Genomic DNA, 14,790 nt, shown 5'->3' on the forward strand with positions numbered 1-14,790 from the left:
CGATGGTACTGCAGGGGGGACCCTGTGGGAGAGTAGGACACCGCCGGACTTAACTTAGAAGAGCCCACCCCACGGGGTGGGCTCTTCGTCTTTAACCCACCATCTTTATAACCCACCTCCGACGACACACAACGAGCCCGCCCACCAGCGGGCTCTTCGTATTTAACCGACAGAACACGGCCTTCGGGAGCCGGCGATCTCCGCCCGTCGCTTGAGGGCGACGCGGAGTGGCTCGTAGGCTGGAGGGGCGACACTGGGAAGGGGATCCATGCGCGAGCTGAGCGAGATCGACATCCGTACGTCCTTCATGAATTGCTCGAAGGGCGAGGCGTTTCGCATCATGGTCCCTGTCGGGTTGGAACACCTCGACTGGGAGCGCCGCGACTACCTGGGCTGGCAGGACCCCAAGGCCCCGCAGCGCGCGTACCTCGTGACCTGGCGCGGTGATGAGCCCGTTGGCATCGTGCTTCGCCGCGCCGACCCGGTGGCCTCCCGGGCCCGTTTCCAGATGTGCTCGCTCTGCCAGACGCCTCAGCCGGCCGACAACGTCGCCCTGTTTGTCGCTCCGCGCTCGGGCGACGCAGGCCGGAACGGAAACACGATAGGCACCTATCTCTGTGCTGGCCTGAACTGCTCAGCGCACGTCCGGGTCGAGCCACCGGTATCCGAGATCCAGCCCGATCCATCGGCAGTCGTCGCCTCGAAGATCGAGGGGCTGCTGAGCCGACTGGACGGGTTCCTCGCGAAGGTCGACAGCGTCTGACCCAGTCTCAGGACTGGCAGCGGGGGCACCAGTAGGTGTCGCGCAGACTCAGTTCGTCCTGGCCGAGTTTGCCCGCTCGGATACGGGTGCCGCATCGCAAGCATGCTTTGCCGGCGCGGCCGTAGACCCAGACCTTGCGGCCGGGACGGGTGTCTCCCGTCGTGGTTCGTTCGACGCGATCCCTGTTGGCGAGAATGAGCCGGGACGAGAGGGCGACCATCGCCGGAACATCCGTCTCGCCGATGGGGCGGCTGGGCAGAATTCCGCGGAGGAAGCACAGTTCGTTCGCGAAGACGTTTCCGAGGCCCGCGAGGTTCCGCTGGTCGAGGAGTGCGACAGCGGCCGGTACCTCGGGTGCAGCCGTGAGGCGCGCGATTGCGTCGTCCGAATTCCAGTCGGCGCCAAGGAGGTCGGGGCCGAGGTAACCGACGACGGTCTCCTCCTCTGCCCGGGGAACGAGCTCGACGACGCCCAGGTCGAAGCCGACACTCACCCAGTCGGCTGTCGCGACGACCGCGCGTGCCTGGAACGCCGGGCGCTTCCACGGTGAGCCCGGGCGGTACAGGTGCCACGACCCCTCCATTTTGAGGTGGCTGTGCAGGGTGAAGTCGCCGACCCGGTGGAGCAGGTGTTTGCCGCGGCTGGCGACGCCCTCGATGCGTTCACCGGTGAGGTCGGATGTCGCAAAGGCCGGGACCCGGATGTCCCAACCGGTCACGGTCGCGCCCTGCAAAGCCTGATTGAGATGGAAGGCTTCGCGGTAGACGGTGTCACCCTCAGGCATGTCGCATCCGGAGGCCCCGTGGCGTCTCGCTGAAGCCAGCCTCGCGCAGTGCGGCAGCGACGGGCGTGCCGAGGAGGAACTCACCGTTCACCTTCTCGATGGCGAGCTTGTCGATCGCGCCGCGCTTCACCAGGGTTCCGACGGATGTCGCCGCCACGGTGAGTGTGTCCTGGTCGTCAGAGAACGCGAGAAGAGTCTTGCCGCCACGCTCGAAGTACAGGACGAGCTCACCATCGACGAGCGTGACCAGCCCGCCCGCTTTCCTGCCCGGCCTGTGCTTGGTGCCGCTCGTCTCGAGCGCCGGCCATGGAAGTGCTGCGCCGTACGGGTTGGCGGGGTCACTCGCGGCGAGGGTGACGACCTCCGACGGTGCGCGCTTGTCGTCGTCGTCGGGGCGGGTGAAGGAGCGGAGGCGGTCGACCGTGCCCGCCAGGGAGAACTGCGCGGCTCCCAGTCCGTCGATGAAGTAACCACGCCGGGCGCGGCCGGAGTCCTCGAACCCGCTCAGCACACGGTAGGTCAGGGCGAATCCGCCCGGCACACCCTCGGCCATAACGGATCCCCGGGTCACGACGCCGTAGCGCTCGAGCAGTATCTCGGCGGTGGCCGCAGCGCGCACCGTGGAATCCTGCTCGGCGAGCGGCAGGATCGACCAGCGGCCGCCGAGGATCGGGGCGCCGACCCTCGTGGCCATCGTCGCGGGGCGGAGCGGCCGCCCGCGGTACATGCGTGACCTGGGCTGAGCACGGGTGGTCCGGTGTGCGCCCTTTCCGTGGCCGGTGAGTGTGCGAAGCGGCGCGAACGTGTCGTTGGTGATCAGCCCAGCCCAGACCAGTTCCCACAGCGCGGTGACGAGCGACGCATCGTCGCGAGCACCGGTCGCCTCCGCCAGCTGGGGGAAGAAGTACGCGCCACCACCACCCAGGGCGAGGAGCACCTCGCGCTGGAGTTCGTCGGTGTCGGCGTCAGCCGGGATCGGCAGGGTAAGAGGCGCTGTCTCCGCGAGATGCAGGGTGACCCAGCCGTCGTTCCCGGGGAGCGAGCCGGCGCCAGCCCAGACGACCTCGCCCGTCGCTGTCAGCTCGTCGAGCATCGCTGGCGAATAGTCGGACACCCGTTGCGGCAACACGAGGGATTCCCACGCGGATGCCGGAAGGGAGACACCGGCGAGCTGGTCGATGACCGCGGCAACACCGTCGACGCCCCGGAGTCGGCTTCCGACCTGCTGCCAGACCGGGAGGAACCGGGCGAAAGCGGCCTGCTCGACCGGCTCGACCTCGTGCCGAAGAGCCGCCAGCGAACGCACACGGAGGCGACGGAGGACCTCGCTGTCGCACCACTCGGTGTTATCGCCGATTGCTTCCCTGCCCGTGGCGAGGAACTCACCGCGGACAACCCGGCGAGCGTCGGCAAGCCGGGTGAGGGTGTGCGCCGCGACGGCGCTGCCGAGCCCGAACCTGTCGGCCACCTGCTGGGTGGTGAACGGACCGTGGGTGCGTGCAAAACGGGCGACGAGGTCGCCGACGGGATCGGCCACCGGCTCGATGAACGCGAGCGGAACACCGATCGGCAGCGGGACACCGAGAGCATCGCGCAACCGTGCCGAATCCTCGATCGCCGCGAACCAGCTCTTGCCGGCGAACGAGACGGCAATGGCCCGTTTCGTGGCGGTGAGCGTGTCGAGGTGGGCGGCGGCAGCGTCGAGGCGTTCCGCGTCGATGGCCCCCGACGTGCCGTGTGTGTCAGCGGGTGCGGATGCCGGCGCGCCGTCAGTGGCGGCGGATTCGTCTGCCGCGTCGGCAGAGTCTCCGTCGCCAGGGACGTCTCCGGTGCCGGCAGCGGCTCCGGTGCCGACCGGCTCCAGCCGCTCCGCGACCTCCTCGACGGTGAGTGGACCGAGCATCCGCAGCAGGTCGGCAACCCCCTCGAGGCCACGCGCCCGGCGGGACTCGGCCAGCCGCTGGAGCTCGGCTTCGGTGCGTGCGATGACGCCAGGGTCGAGCAGCTCGCGGAGCTCCACCTGTCCGAGCAGCTCGGCAAGCAAAGCGCTGTCAATCGTCAGCGCCGCTGCCTTGCGCTCGGCGATCGGGCTGTCGCCCTCGTACATGAAGGCACCGACGTAGCCGAAGAGCAGCGACTTTGCGAAGGGTGACGGCAGATCGGTGGTGGTTTCCACGATGCGGATGGCGCGGCCAGCGAGCTTCTTCGTGATGTCGAGGAGTGCGGGAAGGTCGTACGCGTCCTGAAGGCACTCCCTCACGGTTTCGAGGATGATCGGAAAGCTCGGGTACTTGCGCGCAACGTCGAGCAACTGCGCCGAGCGCTGGCGTTGTTGCCACAACGGTGCCCGTTTTCCGGGGGAATAGTTCGGCAGCAACAGTGCGCGGGCCGCGCACTCGCGGAACCGTGACGCGAACAGCGCCGAGCCGCCGACCTGCTCGGTGACGAGCGCCTCGAGTTCATCGGCGTCGAAGACGAACAGCTCGGCACCGGGAGGTTCTGCCTCGGTGTCGGGAATCCGCACGATGATGCCGTCATCGCTCGCGACCGACGCGCCGTCGAGGCCGAAGCGCTCCTGCACCCTGGCGCTCACCGCGAGGGCCCACGGCGCGTGAACTTGCATGCCGTACGGGGAATGAAGGATGACCCGCCAGTCACCGAGTTCGTCCCGGGTGCGTTCGACGACGAGCGTCTTGTCTGAGGGGATGTGCCCGGTGGCCGTTCGTTGTTCGGTGAGGTAGGCCACGAGGTTCGTTGCCGCGCGCGAATCGAGACCGGCGCCGCTCAGCCGTGCCGCGGCATCCGCTTCGCTCGCCCCGTCGATCTCACGGCGGAACGCGCCGACCGCTTCACCGAGTTCGGCTGGCCTGCCGAGGCTGTCACCCTTCCAGAACGGGAGTCGGCCCGGCTGGCCGAACGCCGGCGTGACGAGCACACGATCGTGGGTGATCTCCTGGATCTTCCAGCTGGTGGCGCCGAGCGCGAAGACGTCGCCGACACGGGACTCGTAGACCATCTCCTCGTCGAGTTCGCCGACGCGGGACCCCGGCGTCGCGTCGCTCGACACCATGTACACGGCGAAGAGTCCCCGGTCGGGGATGGTGCCTCCGCTCGTCACCGCCAGCCGCTGCGCACCGGGGCGACCGGTGAGCGTGCCGGCGTCACGGTCCCAGACGATGCGCGGGCGCAGCTCCGCGAACTCATCGCTGGGGTAGCGGCCCGCAAGCAGGTCGAGGGTCGCTTCGTAGGCAGACCTGGGCAGTCTCGAGAAGGGGGCGCTGCGCTTCACCTGCTCGAACCACTCCTCGACGCCGATGGGCTCAAGCGCTGTGGCGGCGACGGTCTGCTGGGCGAGGATGTCGAGTGGGTTCGTGGGGACGGCGAGCGACTCGATGCGGCCGGCGACCATGCGTTCGGCTGCCACGGCCGAGTTGACGAGATCGGATCGGTGCTTCGGGAACAGCACGCCGCGCGAGATCTCACCGACCTGGTGTCCGGCGCGGCCGACGCGCTGAAGACCGCTCGCGACCGAGGGCGGCGACTCGACCTGCACGACCAGGTCGACCTCACCCATGTCGATGCCGAGTTCGAGGCTCGAGGTGGCGACGACGCAGCGGAGTCGGCCCGATTTGAGGTCGTCCTCGATGAACGCGCGCTGTTCTTTGGACACGGACCCGTGGTGTGCCCGGGCGAGCTGTGGTGCATCGGGCGCGGAGCCCTGGGTCTGGCCGCTTCCGCCCATCAGCGTGGCCGGCGGGCGTGCAGGAGAGCCGACGGCAACGGCCGTGCCGACCGGCTGGGCTTCTTCGACGCGGGACTCCGGATTGAGCCGCTCTTCGTAGATCTCGTTGAATCGGGCGGTGAGCCGCTCCGCCAGTCGTCGCGAGTTCGCGAAGACGATGGTGGATCGGTGGTCGAGGATGCGGTCGACAATGGCTTCTTCGACGTGCGGCCAGATCGATCCGGTGCGTTCGCCGTCGAGTGCGCCAGAGGTCGAGCCCTCGGGAATGAACGGGGCGCCCGATGCGAGGTCGGTCATGTCGTCGACGGGGACGATGACGCTGAGGTCGAACCGTTTTGACGCGGGCGGCGCGACGATTTCGACCGGCGAGGAGCCGCCGAGGAAGCGAGCCACTTCTTCGCGCGGTCGAACGGTCGCCGACAGGCCGATGCGCTGTGCCGGTTTCTCGAGCAGTGCATCGAGACGTTCGAGGGAGAGCGCGAGATGCGCGCCGCGCTTGGTCGCGGCAACGGCGTGGACTTCGTCGATGATCACCGTCTCGACCGAGCGGAGGGTTTCTCGCGCGGCCGACGTGAGCATGAGGAAGAGCGATTCAGGCGTCGTGATGAGGATGTCTGGCGGGTTCTTCGCGAGTGACCGGCGGTCGGCGGCGGGGGTGTCGCCGGAGCGAACACCGACCGAGATGTGGGGCGGCTCTGCGCCGAGGCGCAGCGCGGTCTGGGTGATGCCGGTCAGCGGGGCGCGGAGGTTGCGCTCGACGTCGACACCGAGCGCCTTGAGCGGAGAGATGTACAGGACGCGGGTGCCTGTGTCGTCGATCCGCGGCGTTGCCATCAGCCGGTCGAGTGACCACAGAAATGCCGACAGCGTCTTGCCCGACCCTGTCGGGGCTACGACGAGGGCGTGGGAACCGCGCGAGATGGCATCCCACGCACCGATCTGGGCACCGGTGGGCTCGGCAAACGCCCCGCTGAACCACTCACGGGTGGCGGGGGAGAACCTGTCGAGGACATCTCGCACGTTTCCATCCTGCCTGACGCCACCGACAGCATCCGCCCCCGCAGGTTAAATGCCCGGCGGATTTACAACTGGCGTTCGATGAACGCGCGGATGTCGGCGAGTTCCTGCTGTGAGATCGAGTGGTCGAGTCCCTCGTAGATGCGCCCGGCGAGCTTGGAGTGTGTGGGCAGCCAGTCCACGGTCCGGGTGACAGCCGAGAGGGGGATGACCTGGTCGTGGGTACCGCGGCCCCAGAACACCGGGGGACGGCGCTCGGCGAGCACCGCGTCACCGGGGACGACGCCAGGGGGCACGTAGCCGGAGAGATTGACGGCGTAGGCGAAGCGCTCGGGAGCGTGCCTGAGCAGTTGCATCGCCATTGCGCCGCCCTGCGAGAATCCGAGCAGGCCGATCGTCGATGGCTGGTTCGGCAGGGAGTCAAGCCACTCGAGTACGGCCTCGGCGGCCAGGTCGACCCCGGACTCGTCCGGCTGGCCCGGTGAGTCGATCGGGTACCAGGAGAAGCCGTCGATGGGCCAGGGGGCGATGAGCGGTGCGCGAAGGGACGCGATCACCGGTTCGAGCGGCAGGTACGGCGCCAGTCCGAAAAGGTCGGCTTCGTTCGAGCCGTAGCCGTGCATCACGATCAAGAGGGACCTGTCGTCCTGATCCTCCCCGGTTGCCGACCAGAGGACGGCGTCGTGGTCAATCATGGGCTTTGTCATCCGGCGGTTCTCTCTCATTCGGGACTTCGGTCAAGCCTACAGAGGTGAACGCTGGTAAGAATGGATCATGAGCGTTCGCACTCCCGACCCCGACCAGCCGCAGGAACCGTCATCGAACCCGACCCCGGGCTGGCTCAGCGACGTTGAGCTTGCTGAGGTTCGCCAGCGGCTGCCGCTGCTGTACGTGGAGGCGGTACCGGTTCGTGTCGACGGCCTCGGAATCGTCACCGAGGTGGGAGTGCTGCTCCGCGCGACGTCGACGGGGCAGATGACCCGCACGCTGGTCTCCGGGCGTGTGCTCTACGGCGAGACGCTGCGCGACGCGCTGTTCCGCCACCTCGAGAAAGACCTCGGACCCATGGCGTTCCCGCTGCTCCCAGCGTCGCCGACCCCGTTCCACGTGGCCGAATACTTCCCGATGCCGGGGATTTCCGCGTACACCGATGACAGGCAGCACGCGGTCGCCCTGGCCTACGTCGTTCCCGTCACCGGGACCTGCGACCCGCGTCAGGACGCACTGGAGATCACCTGGATGACCCCTGAGGAAGCGCAGTCGGATGCCGTCAGCGACGAGATGGAAGGCGGACGTGGCACCCTGCTTCGGGTCGCGCTCGCCTCGGTGGGGCAGCTGAGGTAGCACTGAGCCGGCAGAAACGGTCGGGTTTCGCGAGGAAACGCAGCCGTTTGTGGCCGAGCAAGGCCGTTCAGCCGTTTGTGGCCGAGCGGAGCGCTACCGGACGTAGCGGACTTCGTGGATCTCCTCGCCGAGGAACGGCTCCGTGTGCTCGGCGCCATCCGCGATGAACCCGTTCTTCTCGTAGAAGTGGCGCGCGTGGGTGTTCGCCGACGACACCCAGAGGTATGCGGGAGCGTCGCCGATCGCGGCGTCGAAGAGCTTCTGGCCGGTACCCGTGCTTCGGAACTCGGCGAGCATGTTGATGAAGTACAGCTCCCGATGGCGGGGCGCGTCGGCGTCACGGGCGGGGCCTGAACCGGAGAACCCGATGATGTCTCCGTCCAGCACGGCGGCGAACTGAAGGTACTCGGGCCCCTGGTTCATCCAGTGGGTCCAGAGCTCGGCCATGCGGCGGGGGGAGAGGTGCTCGAGCGCTGCTTTCGAGATGATCTCGTCGTACTGCTCGTGCCAGCACTGTGCGTGGACTCGACCGAGTGACTCCGCGTCGACATCGCGGACGGGGCGGACAATGACGTCGCGGATCGGGGTGACGGTGGCTTCGCTGCTCATACCGTGACGATACCCTCTGGTCCCGCTGCCGTGAAATCGGGTGACGGCATCCGCTCATTACTGGTGCATCCGGGCGCCAGGAGGCCAGAAGCGGGCGGGGGCGGATGCCGGGGCAACCGAAAAAACCGGCCGGCCTGCCTTCCAGAAACCTGGAACGCGGACCGGCCGGTATTCAGCTCAGAAGACTGTTAGCTTCCGCTGGAAACGCGGCGGTTCGTGCGCTGTCCTCCGGAGGATGCGCCACCGGAGGATGCCGGGCGGGCGGAACGCTCGGGGCGAGCCTGGGCCGGGCGAGCCTGGGCCGGACGGCCTGATGCTGCACCCTCGTGGCGGCGACCCGTTGTGCCTGCCGATGACGTGGAGTAATCGCGTGAACCGGAGCCTGAACGTGACCGTCCAGCGCCCTGTCCACCCTGGCCGGCGCGCTTGCGCTGGGCGTTGGCGCCCTGTGAGCGTCCACCGCCCTGGGCCTGAACGACGCGGGGGAGCGGCTTGACGTACGCGGCGACCTCGCCGACGAGGGCTGTGACCTCGGGGCTCTTCGACGTGACGGCAACCGGGGTCACCTTGATCTCGGCCTTGCGGAGAAGAACGGCGAGGTCCTTCTTCTGGGTCGGGAGGCAGATGGTGACGACGTCACCGGCGCTGCCGGCACGGGCGGTGCGGCCCGAACGGTGCAGGTATGCCTTGTGCTCCATGGGCGGGTCGACGTGGATGACGAGTTCGACGTCATCGACGTGCACGCCGCGAGCCGCGACATCCGTTGCCACGAGAACGCGGGCGGTTCCATCGCTGAACGCGGCGAGGTTACGGTCACGCTGCGGCTGCGAGAGGTTACCGTGCAGGTCGACGGACGGGATGCCCGAGTCGGTGAGCTGCTTGGCGAGCTTCTTCGCGTGGTGCTTGGTGCGCATGAAGAGGATGCGGCGACCGGTGCCCGATGCGAGGGTCTCGATGAGGTCCTTCTTGGCGTCGGGGCCGGAGACCTCGAACACGTGGTGGGTCATCGCGGAGACGTGGCTGGTGGCCTCGTCGACACTGTGCAGGACCTCGTTGTGCAGGAAGCGTCGGACGAGCTTGTCCACTCCGTTGTCGAGCGTTGCCGAGAAGAGCAGGCGCTGTCCGTTGGACGGCGTCTTGTCGAGGATGCGTGTGACAACCGGCAGGAAGCCGAGGTCGGCCATGTGGTCGGCCTCGTCGAGCACGGTGATCTCGACGGCGTCGAGGTTGACGAAGCCCTGCTTCATGAGGTCTTCGAGGCGACCGGGGCAGGCAACGACGATGTCGACGCCGGCCTTGAGTGCGGTGACCTGGCGGGTCTGGTTGACTCCGCCGAAGATGGTGGTGGTGTTGAGGCCGTACGCAGCGGCGAGCGGGGTGAGCACAGCCGAGATCTGGGTGGCGAGTTCACGGGTCGGTGCGAGCACGAGACCGAGCGGGCGACCTGGGCGGCGCTTTCCACCGGCGAGCTTGCCGCCGAGGCGTGCGGCCATCGGGATGCTGAACGCGAGGGTCTTGCCCGAGCCGGTCTTTCCGCGACCGAGAACGTCGCGGCCACCGAGGGTGTCGGGGAGCGTGTCGACCTGGATCGGGAAGGCGAGGGTCTTGCCGTCTGCGGCGAGAGCCGAGACGAGCGCGGCGGGGACGCCGAGTTCAGCGAAAGTGGTGTCCGGGACAGTTTCTGACAAAGTGGTGCCTTTCGGGGCAAAGCATCCCGTACGGATCTCGACAGGCGAAATCGCTGGAGCGGGAGCAAGTGGCGAAGGTGGCAGAGGCCACATCCGTTCGCCGTATGAAGAGTCATCGACCCGAGTTTCTCGGGGAGAGAGGAAGCGTTCTACGACGCAAGGGGCACGATTATGGGCCCGCAAGTTCCCTCAGTCTAGCGGATGCTCCGAGGTAACGTCTGGCAGGACGCCGTGAGCGCCTACTCCTGGCCGGCTTCTGTGTCGGTTTCTGTGCCGGTCGCTGCGTCCACCGGAGCGTCCGGCTGCACCGGTTCGAACGCCCAGTTCGGTGCCATCTGCGTGAGGCGCAGCCCGCGCCACTGCCACATCGTCCATAGCGGCATCCAGAGTGCGACGGCAGCGGGTCCCGTGATGTCGAGCCGGTCGCGGTAGAGGGTCTTGCCGGGCTGGCCAGGGGCCGGCGCGACGGCCATGCGGTGGTGCCAGCTGTCGAGAAGGGCGAGGGGGCCGCTCAGCGGTCGACCGTTGTCGACAAGAATCCGCACGCCGGGCATCCGCTTGAGATCGAAGTCAAGGTCGAGCAGCTGACGCCCGACGGACACGACGCCAACACCCTTCATGGTTACCTGCATCGTTCCGGGCTCCCAGAGCGTCGGCATTGGCGAGTCAGGGGCGAGGGTGAGCAGTGGCCCGTAGAGCTCCTGCAGCACGGTGGGCGAGCGCAGCGCTCGCCACGCGTCGTCGGGCTCGCAGTCGAGGATGAGCTTCAGTTGAACTCGCATATGCCCAGTATGGAGGTGTTTACGCGCCCGGACGCCGCGCGCGACCGGTGGAATGCGCTAAACAGGGGGGATGGCGATTCGGTACTGGCTGGCTGTGGCGTCGCGTGACCACGTCCGGAATGCCGTCGATCTCGGGATCGCCCAGGTGAACCACGGGCAACGCGGCGGACTCGACGCGATGGGAGAGGCGGACGGCATCGTCTGGTATTCGCCGAAGACCGAGTATCCCGACGGGGAGCCGTTGCGGGAGTTCACGGCGATCGGTCGAATCGCCTCGGGGATGCCGTACCAGGCGCTGTCGCTTGACCGGCGGCCGTGGCGTCGGCGCGTGGATTACGAGCGGGATGCCGAGCCGGCACCGATCCGCCCGATGCTCGGCATGCTCGATCTGACTCGTGACACACCACAGTGGGGCTATCAGCTTCGCCGCGGGCTGCTTGAGATCTCACGGTATGACTTCCATCTCATCAGGGAGGCCATGCAGCGGCCGAGTGCCGATGATCGCCGCTACCCCGAGCACCGCCGTTAGACGGCGTAACAGTAGAGCCGGCATCCGGATGCCGCGGCTAGCCTTGATGCATGCCTGAACTTGCCACCCGAAACGTGCCGACCACCCAGTCGAAGTATCAGGTGCGGTTCGACGTCGGTATTGACGGCCTCGCGCGAATCGGCGACGCCGACATCGTCGTGTGGGTCGACTCTCTCGCGCTCGCCGGGGCGGACGCTGCGCTCAAGTCGCTGGGGGACTCGACCAGCGCCGTCGCGGCGAACCTCACCAACCGCAGCGCGGTCGCCGCGTGGCTGCTCGAGCAGCAGGTCCAGCGGGGGCGCCGGGTCTCGATCGCTGTGGTTGCTGCGGGGCGGGATGGCGGCTTCGCGAGCAACGACCTGCTCGCGGCCGGCGCTGTCATCGATGCGCTCACCACGCTCGGAATCGACTTCACCTCGCCCGAGGCCGCTGTCGCCTGTGCGGCATTCGGTGGACTGAGGAACGCGGTCGGACACCTGTTTACGGCATCCGTCGCCGGCCAGGAACTGATCGCGGACGGGCAGCGCGAGCGGGTTGTCGCCGCGGCCCGGCTGGACTCGACGGACTCGGTCGACGTGCTGCGTCTGGTCTGAGCCGGCGCGGGAACGTGCAGGCATCCTGATAGCTCTCTGCGAACTCTCGCAAGCGATGGTTTCGGGCGGATGCCGGGCGTATCGTCGGCCCCATGAAGGCTACGTATCAGGACACAGTAATCGCCGATTCTCCGACCGAAGACCTCGTCAAGATCGAGGGGAACTGGTATTTCCCGCCGTCGAGCATTGCCGAGGACCTGTTCTCCGAGAGTCCCACTCCCTACACCTGCCCGTGGAAGGGGGCCTGTCAGTACTGGAACGTCACGGTCGACGGCACGGAGAAGAAGGACCTGGCCTGGAGCTACCCGGAGCCGTACCCGACCGCGTTTGACAGGGTCGGCAAGGACTTCTCCGGGTACGTGGCGTTCGACCGCTCGGTGACGATCAGCGAGTAGCCGCCTCCCGCGCCCGGTGGGCGCGAACCTTGTGCCGGTTTCCGCAGCGCTGCATCGAGCACCAGCGGCGGTTGCCGGCGCGCGAGGTGTCGAGGTAGATGAGCGGGCAATCCTCGGCGTCGCACTCGCGGATGCGACCGAGCGTCTCGCCGGAGAAGAGCGCGACGGCGTCGCGGGCCACAGTGGAGAGCGCCTGCCCGGTCCGCGGCTCTGTGCGCCCGGCCTGCACGGTGCCGCCGGCAAGGCGCGGCGGGATATCCGGGGTTGCCGCGTACAGGTTGAGCAGGTCGATGTCCCGGGCCCCCGGATCGCGACCGGCGCTCGCCGCAAGCGCGAGCCTCGCGATGGCCCCGCGGAGCATGAGCGCGTCCTGCAGATCGCGGTCGGTGGCCGGGGCACTGGGCAGCCTGGTCTCGAGCCAGGATGTGAGGTCGTCGGGTGTGCGGAGTGTCTCCTCGTCCTCCGCGCTCTCAGCTGCAGCATCCACGCCGACGTGACCGGTGTATGCGAAGTCCAGGGCGAGCGAACCCGTGTCAAACCACCAGCGGGTGCCCTCGGAGACGAGCCACTGGCCGGTCATGCCTGCCACGGCTCCGTGGCCCCGAGCATCGTGCATTGCGTTGATCCGGGGTCCGGGTGGCGTGCTGAGTGCAGAGGGATTCTGCGGTGAGGGGTGCATGTGACCATGGTACTGAGCACCCGGTTGAGCCAGCCCCGGCGCCTGCCGACGAGCGGGGCTGGTCAGCGGACAGCCCGGCTAGCTCCGCCGCACCCGCAACACGGAGTCGACCAGCGTGAGGCTTGTTCCGTCCGTCCCCGTGACCGGTCTGTCGACGAGCGCACTGGTCTCGACGACCCAGCCGCCGGGCAACTCGAGCGACGCCAACACGGCGTCCGGTGTCGGCAACGGTGGGGCGTCGTGGTTGTCGGCGTGGTCGTGGGTCGCCCCCGGTGGAAAGGCCGCGTGCCCGACAACAAGGAGTCGACCGCCAGGCGCAACCGCGGAGGCCGCGCGACGCAGGATGTCCTCGCGGGGGAGTTCGACGGGCGAGTGGAGGAACGCCGCAGTCACAAGGTCGAACTCGGTTGACGGATGCCACGTGGCGAGGTCAGCCTGCACCCAGCTGATGCGATCGGCCAGGCCGCTGTCGGCAGCTCTCGCTGCTCCGACGGCCAGCGCGGTCGCCGAGATGTCGACGGCGGTCACGTCCCAGCCGTGTGCGGCGAGCCACAGGGCGTCGCCACCCTCGCCGCTCCCGAGTTCGAGTGCAGTGCCAGGGGTCAGGCCAGACACCTCGTGTTCGACCGTCGCGTTGACGCGACCGCTCCACATCCCTCCGTCGTTGCCGCGATTGGAGACATAGCGAGCCTCCCAGAAAGTGGCCGGATCGGTGATCGGTTTCTCGGAACTCATCGCCGTCACTTTCCGACCGTCTCGGAGCTGGACGCGAACTCTCGGCCGGCCGGGAAATCACTCGAGGGGTGAGAAGTGAGTGTGGTGACGCGTTCTGTGGCGGCAGCGACGTCCTCGGCCACGAGCTCACCGTTGATGGCGAGGGCGGCGGTCGCGCCTGCCCCGGCAGCGATGGGAACCAGCGCACCCGGGTTGGCAGAGTTGCCGACCGCCCACACGCCCTGGACGCTGGTCTTGCCGAACGCGTCGACCGCTGTCCACGGGCCGAAGGGAGTGTCGCTGCGGTCGGCGCCGAGCTGCCTCAGCGGCTCGTCCAGTGCGATGGGTGTCGGTTCAGCGAACACGACATCAATGGGCGCGACGGTGCCGTCCGCGAGGGCGAGCCCGGTCATCGTCTGTCCCTCAGCGACAACGTGTGTGACGGGGCGATCCTCCAGTCGAATGCCGCGCTGGTGGAGTACGCGCCGGTCGATGTCGGGGATGGGGCCGACGAGTGCAGTGAACACGGTGATATCGCTCGAGTACGACCGCAACATGTGCGCCTTGTGCAGGCCCAACACGGAGCCGGCGAGCACTCCGATGGCCCGACCGGTCGCCTCGTAGCCGTCGCAATACGGGCAGGCCACCACGCCGCGCCCCCAGTGTTCCGAGAGGCCGGGGATGTCCGGAAGTTCGTCCCGCGTCCCGGTCGCGACGATGAGGCGGCGCGCGGTCGCACGGACACCGGCGTCGGTGACGAGTTCGAATCCTTCGGGCGTCGCACGACTCTGGGTGACACGGGCGTTCTCGATCACCCCGTCGACAGCGCGCACTTCGCGGTAGCCGTCGGCAACGAGATCGAGCGGTGAGTACCCGTCTCGACTCAACACGCCGTGCATGTGGGGTGCAAATCGATTGCGGGGCTCCTGCGCGTCGAAGACGAGCACGCGGCGGCGGGCGCGAGCCAGGATGAGAGCGGCGCTGAGTCCGGCGGCGCCGCCACCGATGATGATGACGTCCCAGTGCTCGTTCGAAATCGAAGGGCTCGAGGAATCGGGGGTGGCTGGGGCGGAGAGGCGGTCGTTGTTCGTCATGCGCCCAGCGTGTCTCCGTGCTAGCGTGTTGGCAACTATCGGTGCCAATTTGGCAAG

General features: G+C 67.9%; 14 protein-coding genes. 5 read left to right on the forward strand and 9 right to left on the reverse strand.

Annotated elements, in window-relative coordinates; genetic code table 11:
* The first annotated feature begins 268 nt into the window (after window positions 1-268).
* Complete coding sequence (locus tag AC1C2M_RS00005; RefSeq protein ID WP_483404948.1) at window positions 269-763, forward strand: FBP domain-containing protein; 495 nt, start codon at window positions 269-271, stop codon at window positions 761-763.
* Window positions 764-770: 7 nt separating this feature from the next.
* Here the strand turns inward: AC1C2M_RS00005 and AC1C2M_RS00010 are convergent, their stop codons facing one another.
* The 3 genes from AC1C2M_RS00010 to AC1C2M_RS00020 all read right to left on the reverse strand — a co-directional run bounded on the left by AC1C2M_RS00010 (window position 771) and on the right by AC1C2M_RS00020 (window position 7,013).
* Complete coding sequence (locus tag AC1C2M_RS00010; RefSeq protein WP_495434841.1) at window positions 771-1,547, reverse strand: DNA-formamidopyrimidine glycosylase family protein; 777 nt, start codon at window positions 1,545-1,547, stop codon at window positions 771-773.
* Window positions 1,540-6,309 carry an Lhr family ATP-dependent helicase gene (locus AC1C2M_RS00015; RefSeq protein WP_495434842.1) on the reverse strand — a complete coding sequence of 1,590 codons (4,770 nt, stop codon included), beginning with the start codon at window positions 6,307-6,309 and terminating at the stop codon, window positions 1,540-1,542. The genes AC1C2M_RS00010 and AC1C2M_RS00015 overlap by 8 nt, the downstream gene beginning before the upstream one ends.
* 62 nt (window positions 6,310-6,371) lie before the next feature.
* Window positions 6,372-7,013 carry an alpha/beta hydrolase gene (locus AC1C2M_RS00020; protein ID WP_483404945.1) on the reverse strand — a complete coding sequence of 214 codons (642 nt, stop codon included), beginning with the start codon at window positions 7,011-7,013 and terminating at the stop codon, window positions 6,372-6,374.
* 67 nt (window positions 7,014-7,080) lie between these two features.
* On the opposite strand from AC1C2M_RS00020, the gene AC1C2M_RS00025 reads away from it, so the two are divergent.
* Window positions 7,081-7,650: an NUDIX hydrolase family protein gene (locus AC1C2M_RS00025; protein WP_108391831.1), complete on the forward strand. Its 570-nt coding sequence runs from the start codon at window positions 7,081-7,083 to the stop codon at window positions 7,648-7,650.
* A 93-nt stretch (window positions 7,651-7,743) separates the two neighbouring features.
* Here the strand turns inward: AC1C2M_RS00025 and AC1C2M_RS00030 are convergent, their stop codons facing one another.
* The 3 genes from AC1C2M_RS00030 to AC1C2M_RS00040 all read right to left on the reverse strand — a co-directional run bounded on the left by AC1C2M_RS00030 (window position 7,744) and on the right by AC1C2M_RS00040 (window position 10,729).
* On the reverse strand, window positions 7,744-8,259 hold the full coding sequence (locus AC1C2M_RS00030; protein ID WP_483404944.1) for a GNAT family N-acetyltransferase: 516 nt from the start codon (window positions 8,257-8,259) through the stop codon (window positions 7,744-7,746).
* Window positions 8,260-8,447: 188 nt separating this feature from the next.
* The gene (locus tag AC1C2M_RS00035) at window positions 8,448-10,040 is read right to left on the reverse strand and encodes a DEAD/DEAH box helicase (RefSeq protein ID WP_495434232.1); all 1,593 of its coding nucleotides are present in this window, start codon (window positions 10,038-10,040) and stop codon (window positions 8,448-8,450) included.
* A 146-nt stretch (window positions 10,041-10,186) separates the two neighbouring features.
* A complete protein-coding gene (locus AC1C2M_RS00040; protein WP_495434843.1) occupies window positions 10,187-10,729 on the reverse strand; it encodes a hypothetical protein in 543 nt (180 codons plus the stop codon).
* Window positions 10,730-10,799: 70 nt separating this feature from the next.
* On the opposite strand from AC1C2M_RS00040, the gene AC1C2M_RS00045 reads away from it, so the two are divergent.
* The 3 genes from AC1C2M_RS00045 to AC1C2M_RS00055 all read left to right on the forward strand — a co-directional run bounded on the left by AC1C2M_RS00045 (window position 10,800) and on the right by AC1C2M_RS00055 (window position 12,246).
* Window positions 10,800-11,258, forward strand: a complete 459-nt coding sequence (locus AC1C2M_RS00045) for an EVE domain-containing protein (RefSeq protein ID WP_495434844.1) — start codon at window positions 10,800-10,802, stop codon at window positions 11,256-11,258.
* Between the two features lie 50 nt (window positions 11,259-11,308).
* On the forward strand, window positions 11,309-11,851 hold the full coding sequence (locus tag AC1C2M_RS00050) for a 2-phosphosulfolactate phosphatase (protein ID WP_495434845.1): 543 nt from the start codon (window positions 11,309-11,311) through the stop codon (window positions 11,849-11,851).
* 92 nt (window positions 11,852-11,943) lie between these two features.
* Window positions 11,944-12,246: a DUF427 domain-containing protein gene (locus tag AC1C2M_RS00055; RefSeq protein ID WP_108391826.1), complete on the forward strand. Its 303-nt coding sequence runs from the start codon at window positions 11,944-11,946 to the stop codon at window positions 12,244-12,246.
* Here AC1C2M_RS00055 and AC1C2M_RS00060 read toward each other — a convergent pair.
* The 3 genes from AC1C2M_RS00060 to AC1C2M_RS00070 form a co-directional block, all read right to left on the reverse strand.
* The gene (locus AC1C2M_RS00060) at window positions 12,236-12,826 is read right to left on the reverse strand and encodes a CGNR zinc finger domain-containing protein (protein ID WP_495434846.1); all 591 of its coding nucleotides are present in this window, start codon (window positions 12,824-12,826) and stop codon (window positions 12,236-12,238) included. The genes AC1C2M_RS00055 and AC1C2M_RS00060 overlap by 11 nt on opposite strands.
* A gap of 177 nt (window positions 12,827-13,003) precedes the next feature.
* Entirely contained in the window at window positions 13,004-13,660 is a 657-nt protein-coding gene (locus AC1C2M_RS00065; protein WP_495434847.1) for an SAM-dependent methyltransferase, read from the reverse strand.
* A 5-nt stretch (window positions 13,661-13,665) separates the two neighbouring features.
* Window positions 13,666-14,733 (reverse strand): NAD(P)/FAD-dependent oxidoreductase, encoded by a 1,068-nt coding sequence (locus AC1C2M_RS00070; RefSeq protein ID WP_495434848.1) that lies wholly within the window; start codon window positions 14,731-14,733, stop codon window positions 13,666-13,668.
* Between the last annotated feature and the right edge of the window lie 57 nt (window positions 14,734-14,790).

It is taken from the genome of Mycetocola sp. Y444 (genome assembly GCF_059445295.1).

Bases quoted from the DNA above. Each gene is read 5' to 3' on its own strand.
- AC1C2M_RS00005 (WP_483404948.1), top strand. From the start codon at position 269: ATGCGCGAGCTGAGCGAGATCGACATCCGTACGTCCTTCATGAATTGC.
- AC1C2M_RS00010 (WP_495434841.1), bottom strand. From the start codon at position 1,547: ATGCCTGAGGGTGACACCGTCTACCGCGAAGCCTTCCATCTCAATCAG.
- AC1C2M_RS00020 (WP_483404945.1), bottom strand. From the start codon at position 7,013: ATGACAAAGCCCATGATTGACCACGACGCCGTCCTCTGGTCGGCAACC.
- AC1C2M_RS00025 (WP_108391831.1), top strand. From the start codon at position 7,081: ATGAGCGTTCGCACTCCCGACCCCGACCAGCCGCAGGAACCGTCATCG.
- AC1C2M_RS00030 (WP_483404944.1), bottom strand. From the start codon at position 8,259: ATGAGCAGCGAAGCCACCGTCACCCCGATCCGCGACGTCATTGTCCGC.
- AC1C2M_RS00035 (WP_495434232.1), bottom strand. From the start codon at position 10,040: ATGTGGCCTCTGCCACCTTCGCCACTTGCTCCCGCTCCAGCGATTTCG.
- AC1C2M_RS00040 (WP_495434843.1), bottom strand. From the start codon at position 10,729: ATGCGAGTTCAACTGAAGCTCATCCTCGACTGCGAGCCCGACGACGCG.
- AC1C2M_RS00045 (WP_495434844.1), top strand. From the start codon at position 10,800: ATGGCGATTCGGTACTGGCTGGCTGTGGCGTCGCGTGACCACGTCCGG.
- AC1C2M_RS00050 (WP_495434845.1), top strand. From the start codon at position 11,309: ATGCCTGAACTTGCCACCCGAAACGTGCCGACCACCCAGTCGAAGTAT.
- AC1C2M_RS00055 (WP_108391826.1), top strand. From the start codon at position 11,944: ATGAAGGCTACGTATCAGGACACAGTAATCGCCGATTCTCCGACCGAA.
- AC1C2M_RS00060 (WP_495434846.1), bottom strand. From the start codon at position 12,826: ATGACCGGCCAGTGGCTCGTCTCCGAGGGCACCCGCTGGTGGTTTGAC.
- AC1C2M_RS00065 (WP_495434847.1), bottom strand. From the start codon at position 13,660: ATGAGTTCCGAGAAACCGATCACCGATCCGGCCACTTTCTGGGAGGCT.
- AC1C2M_RS00070 (WP_495434848.1), bottom strand. From the start codon at position 14,733: ATGACGAACAACGACCGCCTCTCCGCCCCAGCCACCCCCGATTCCTCG.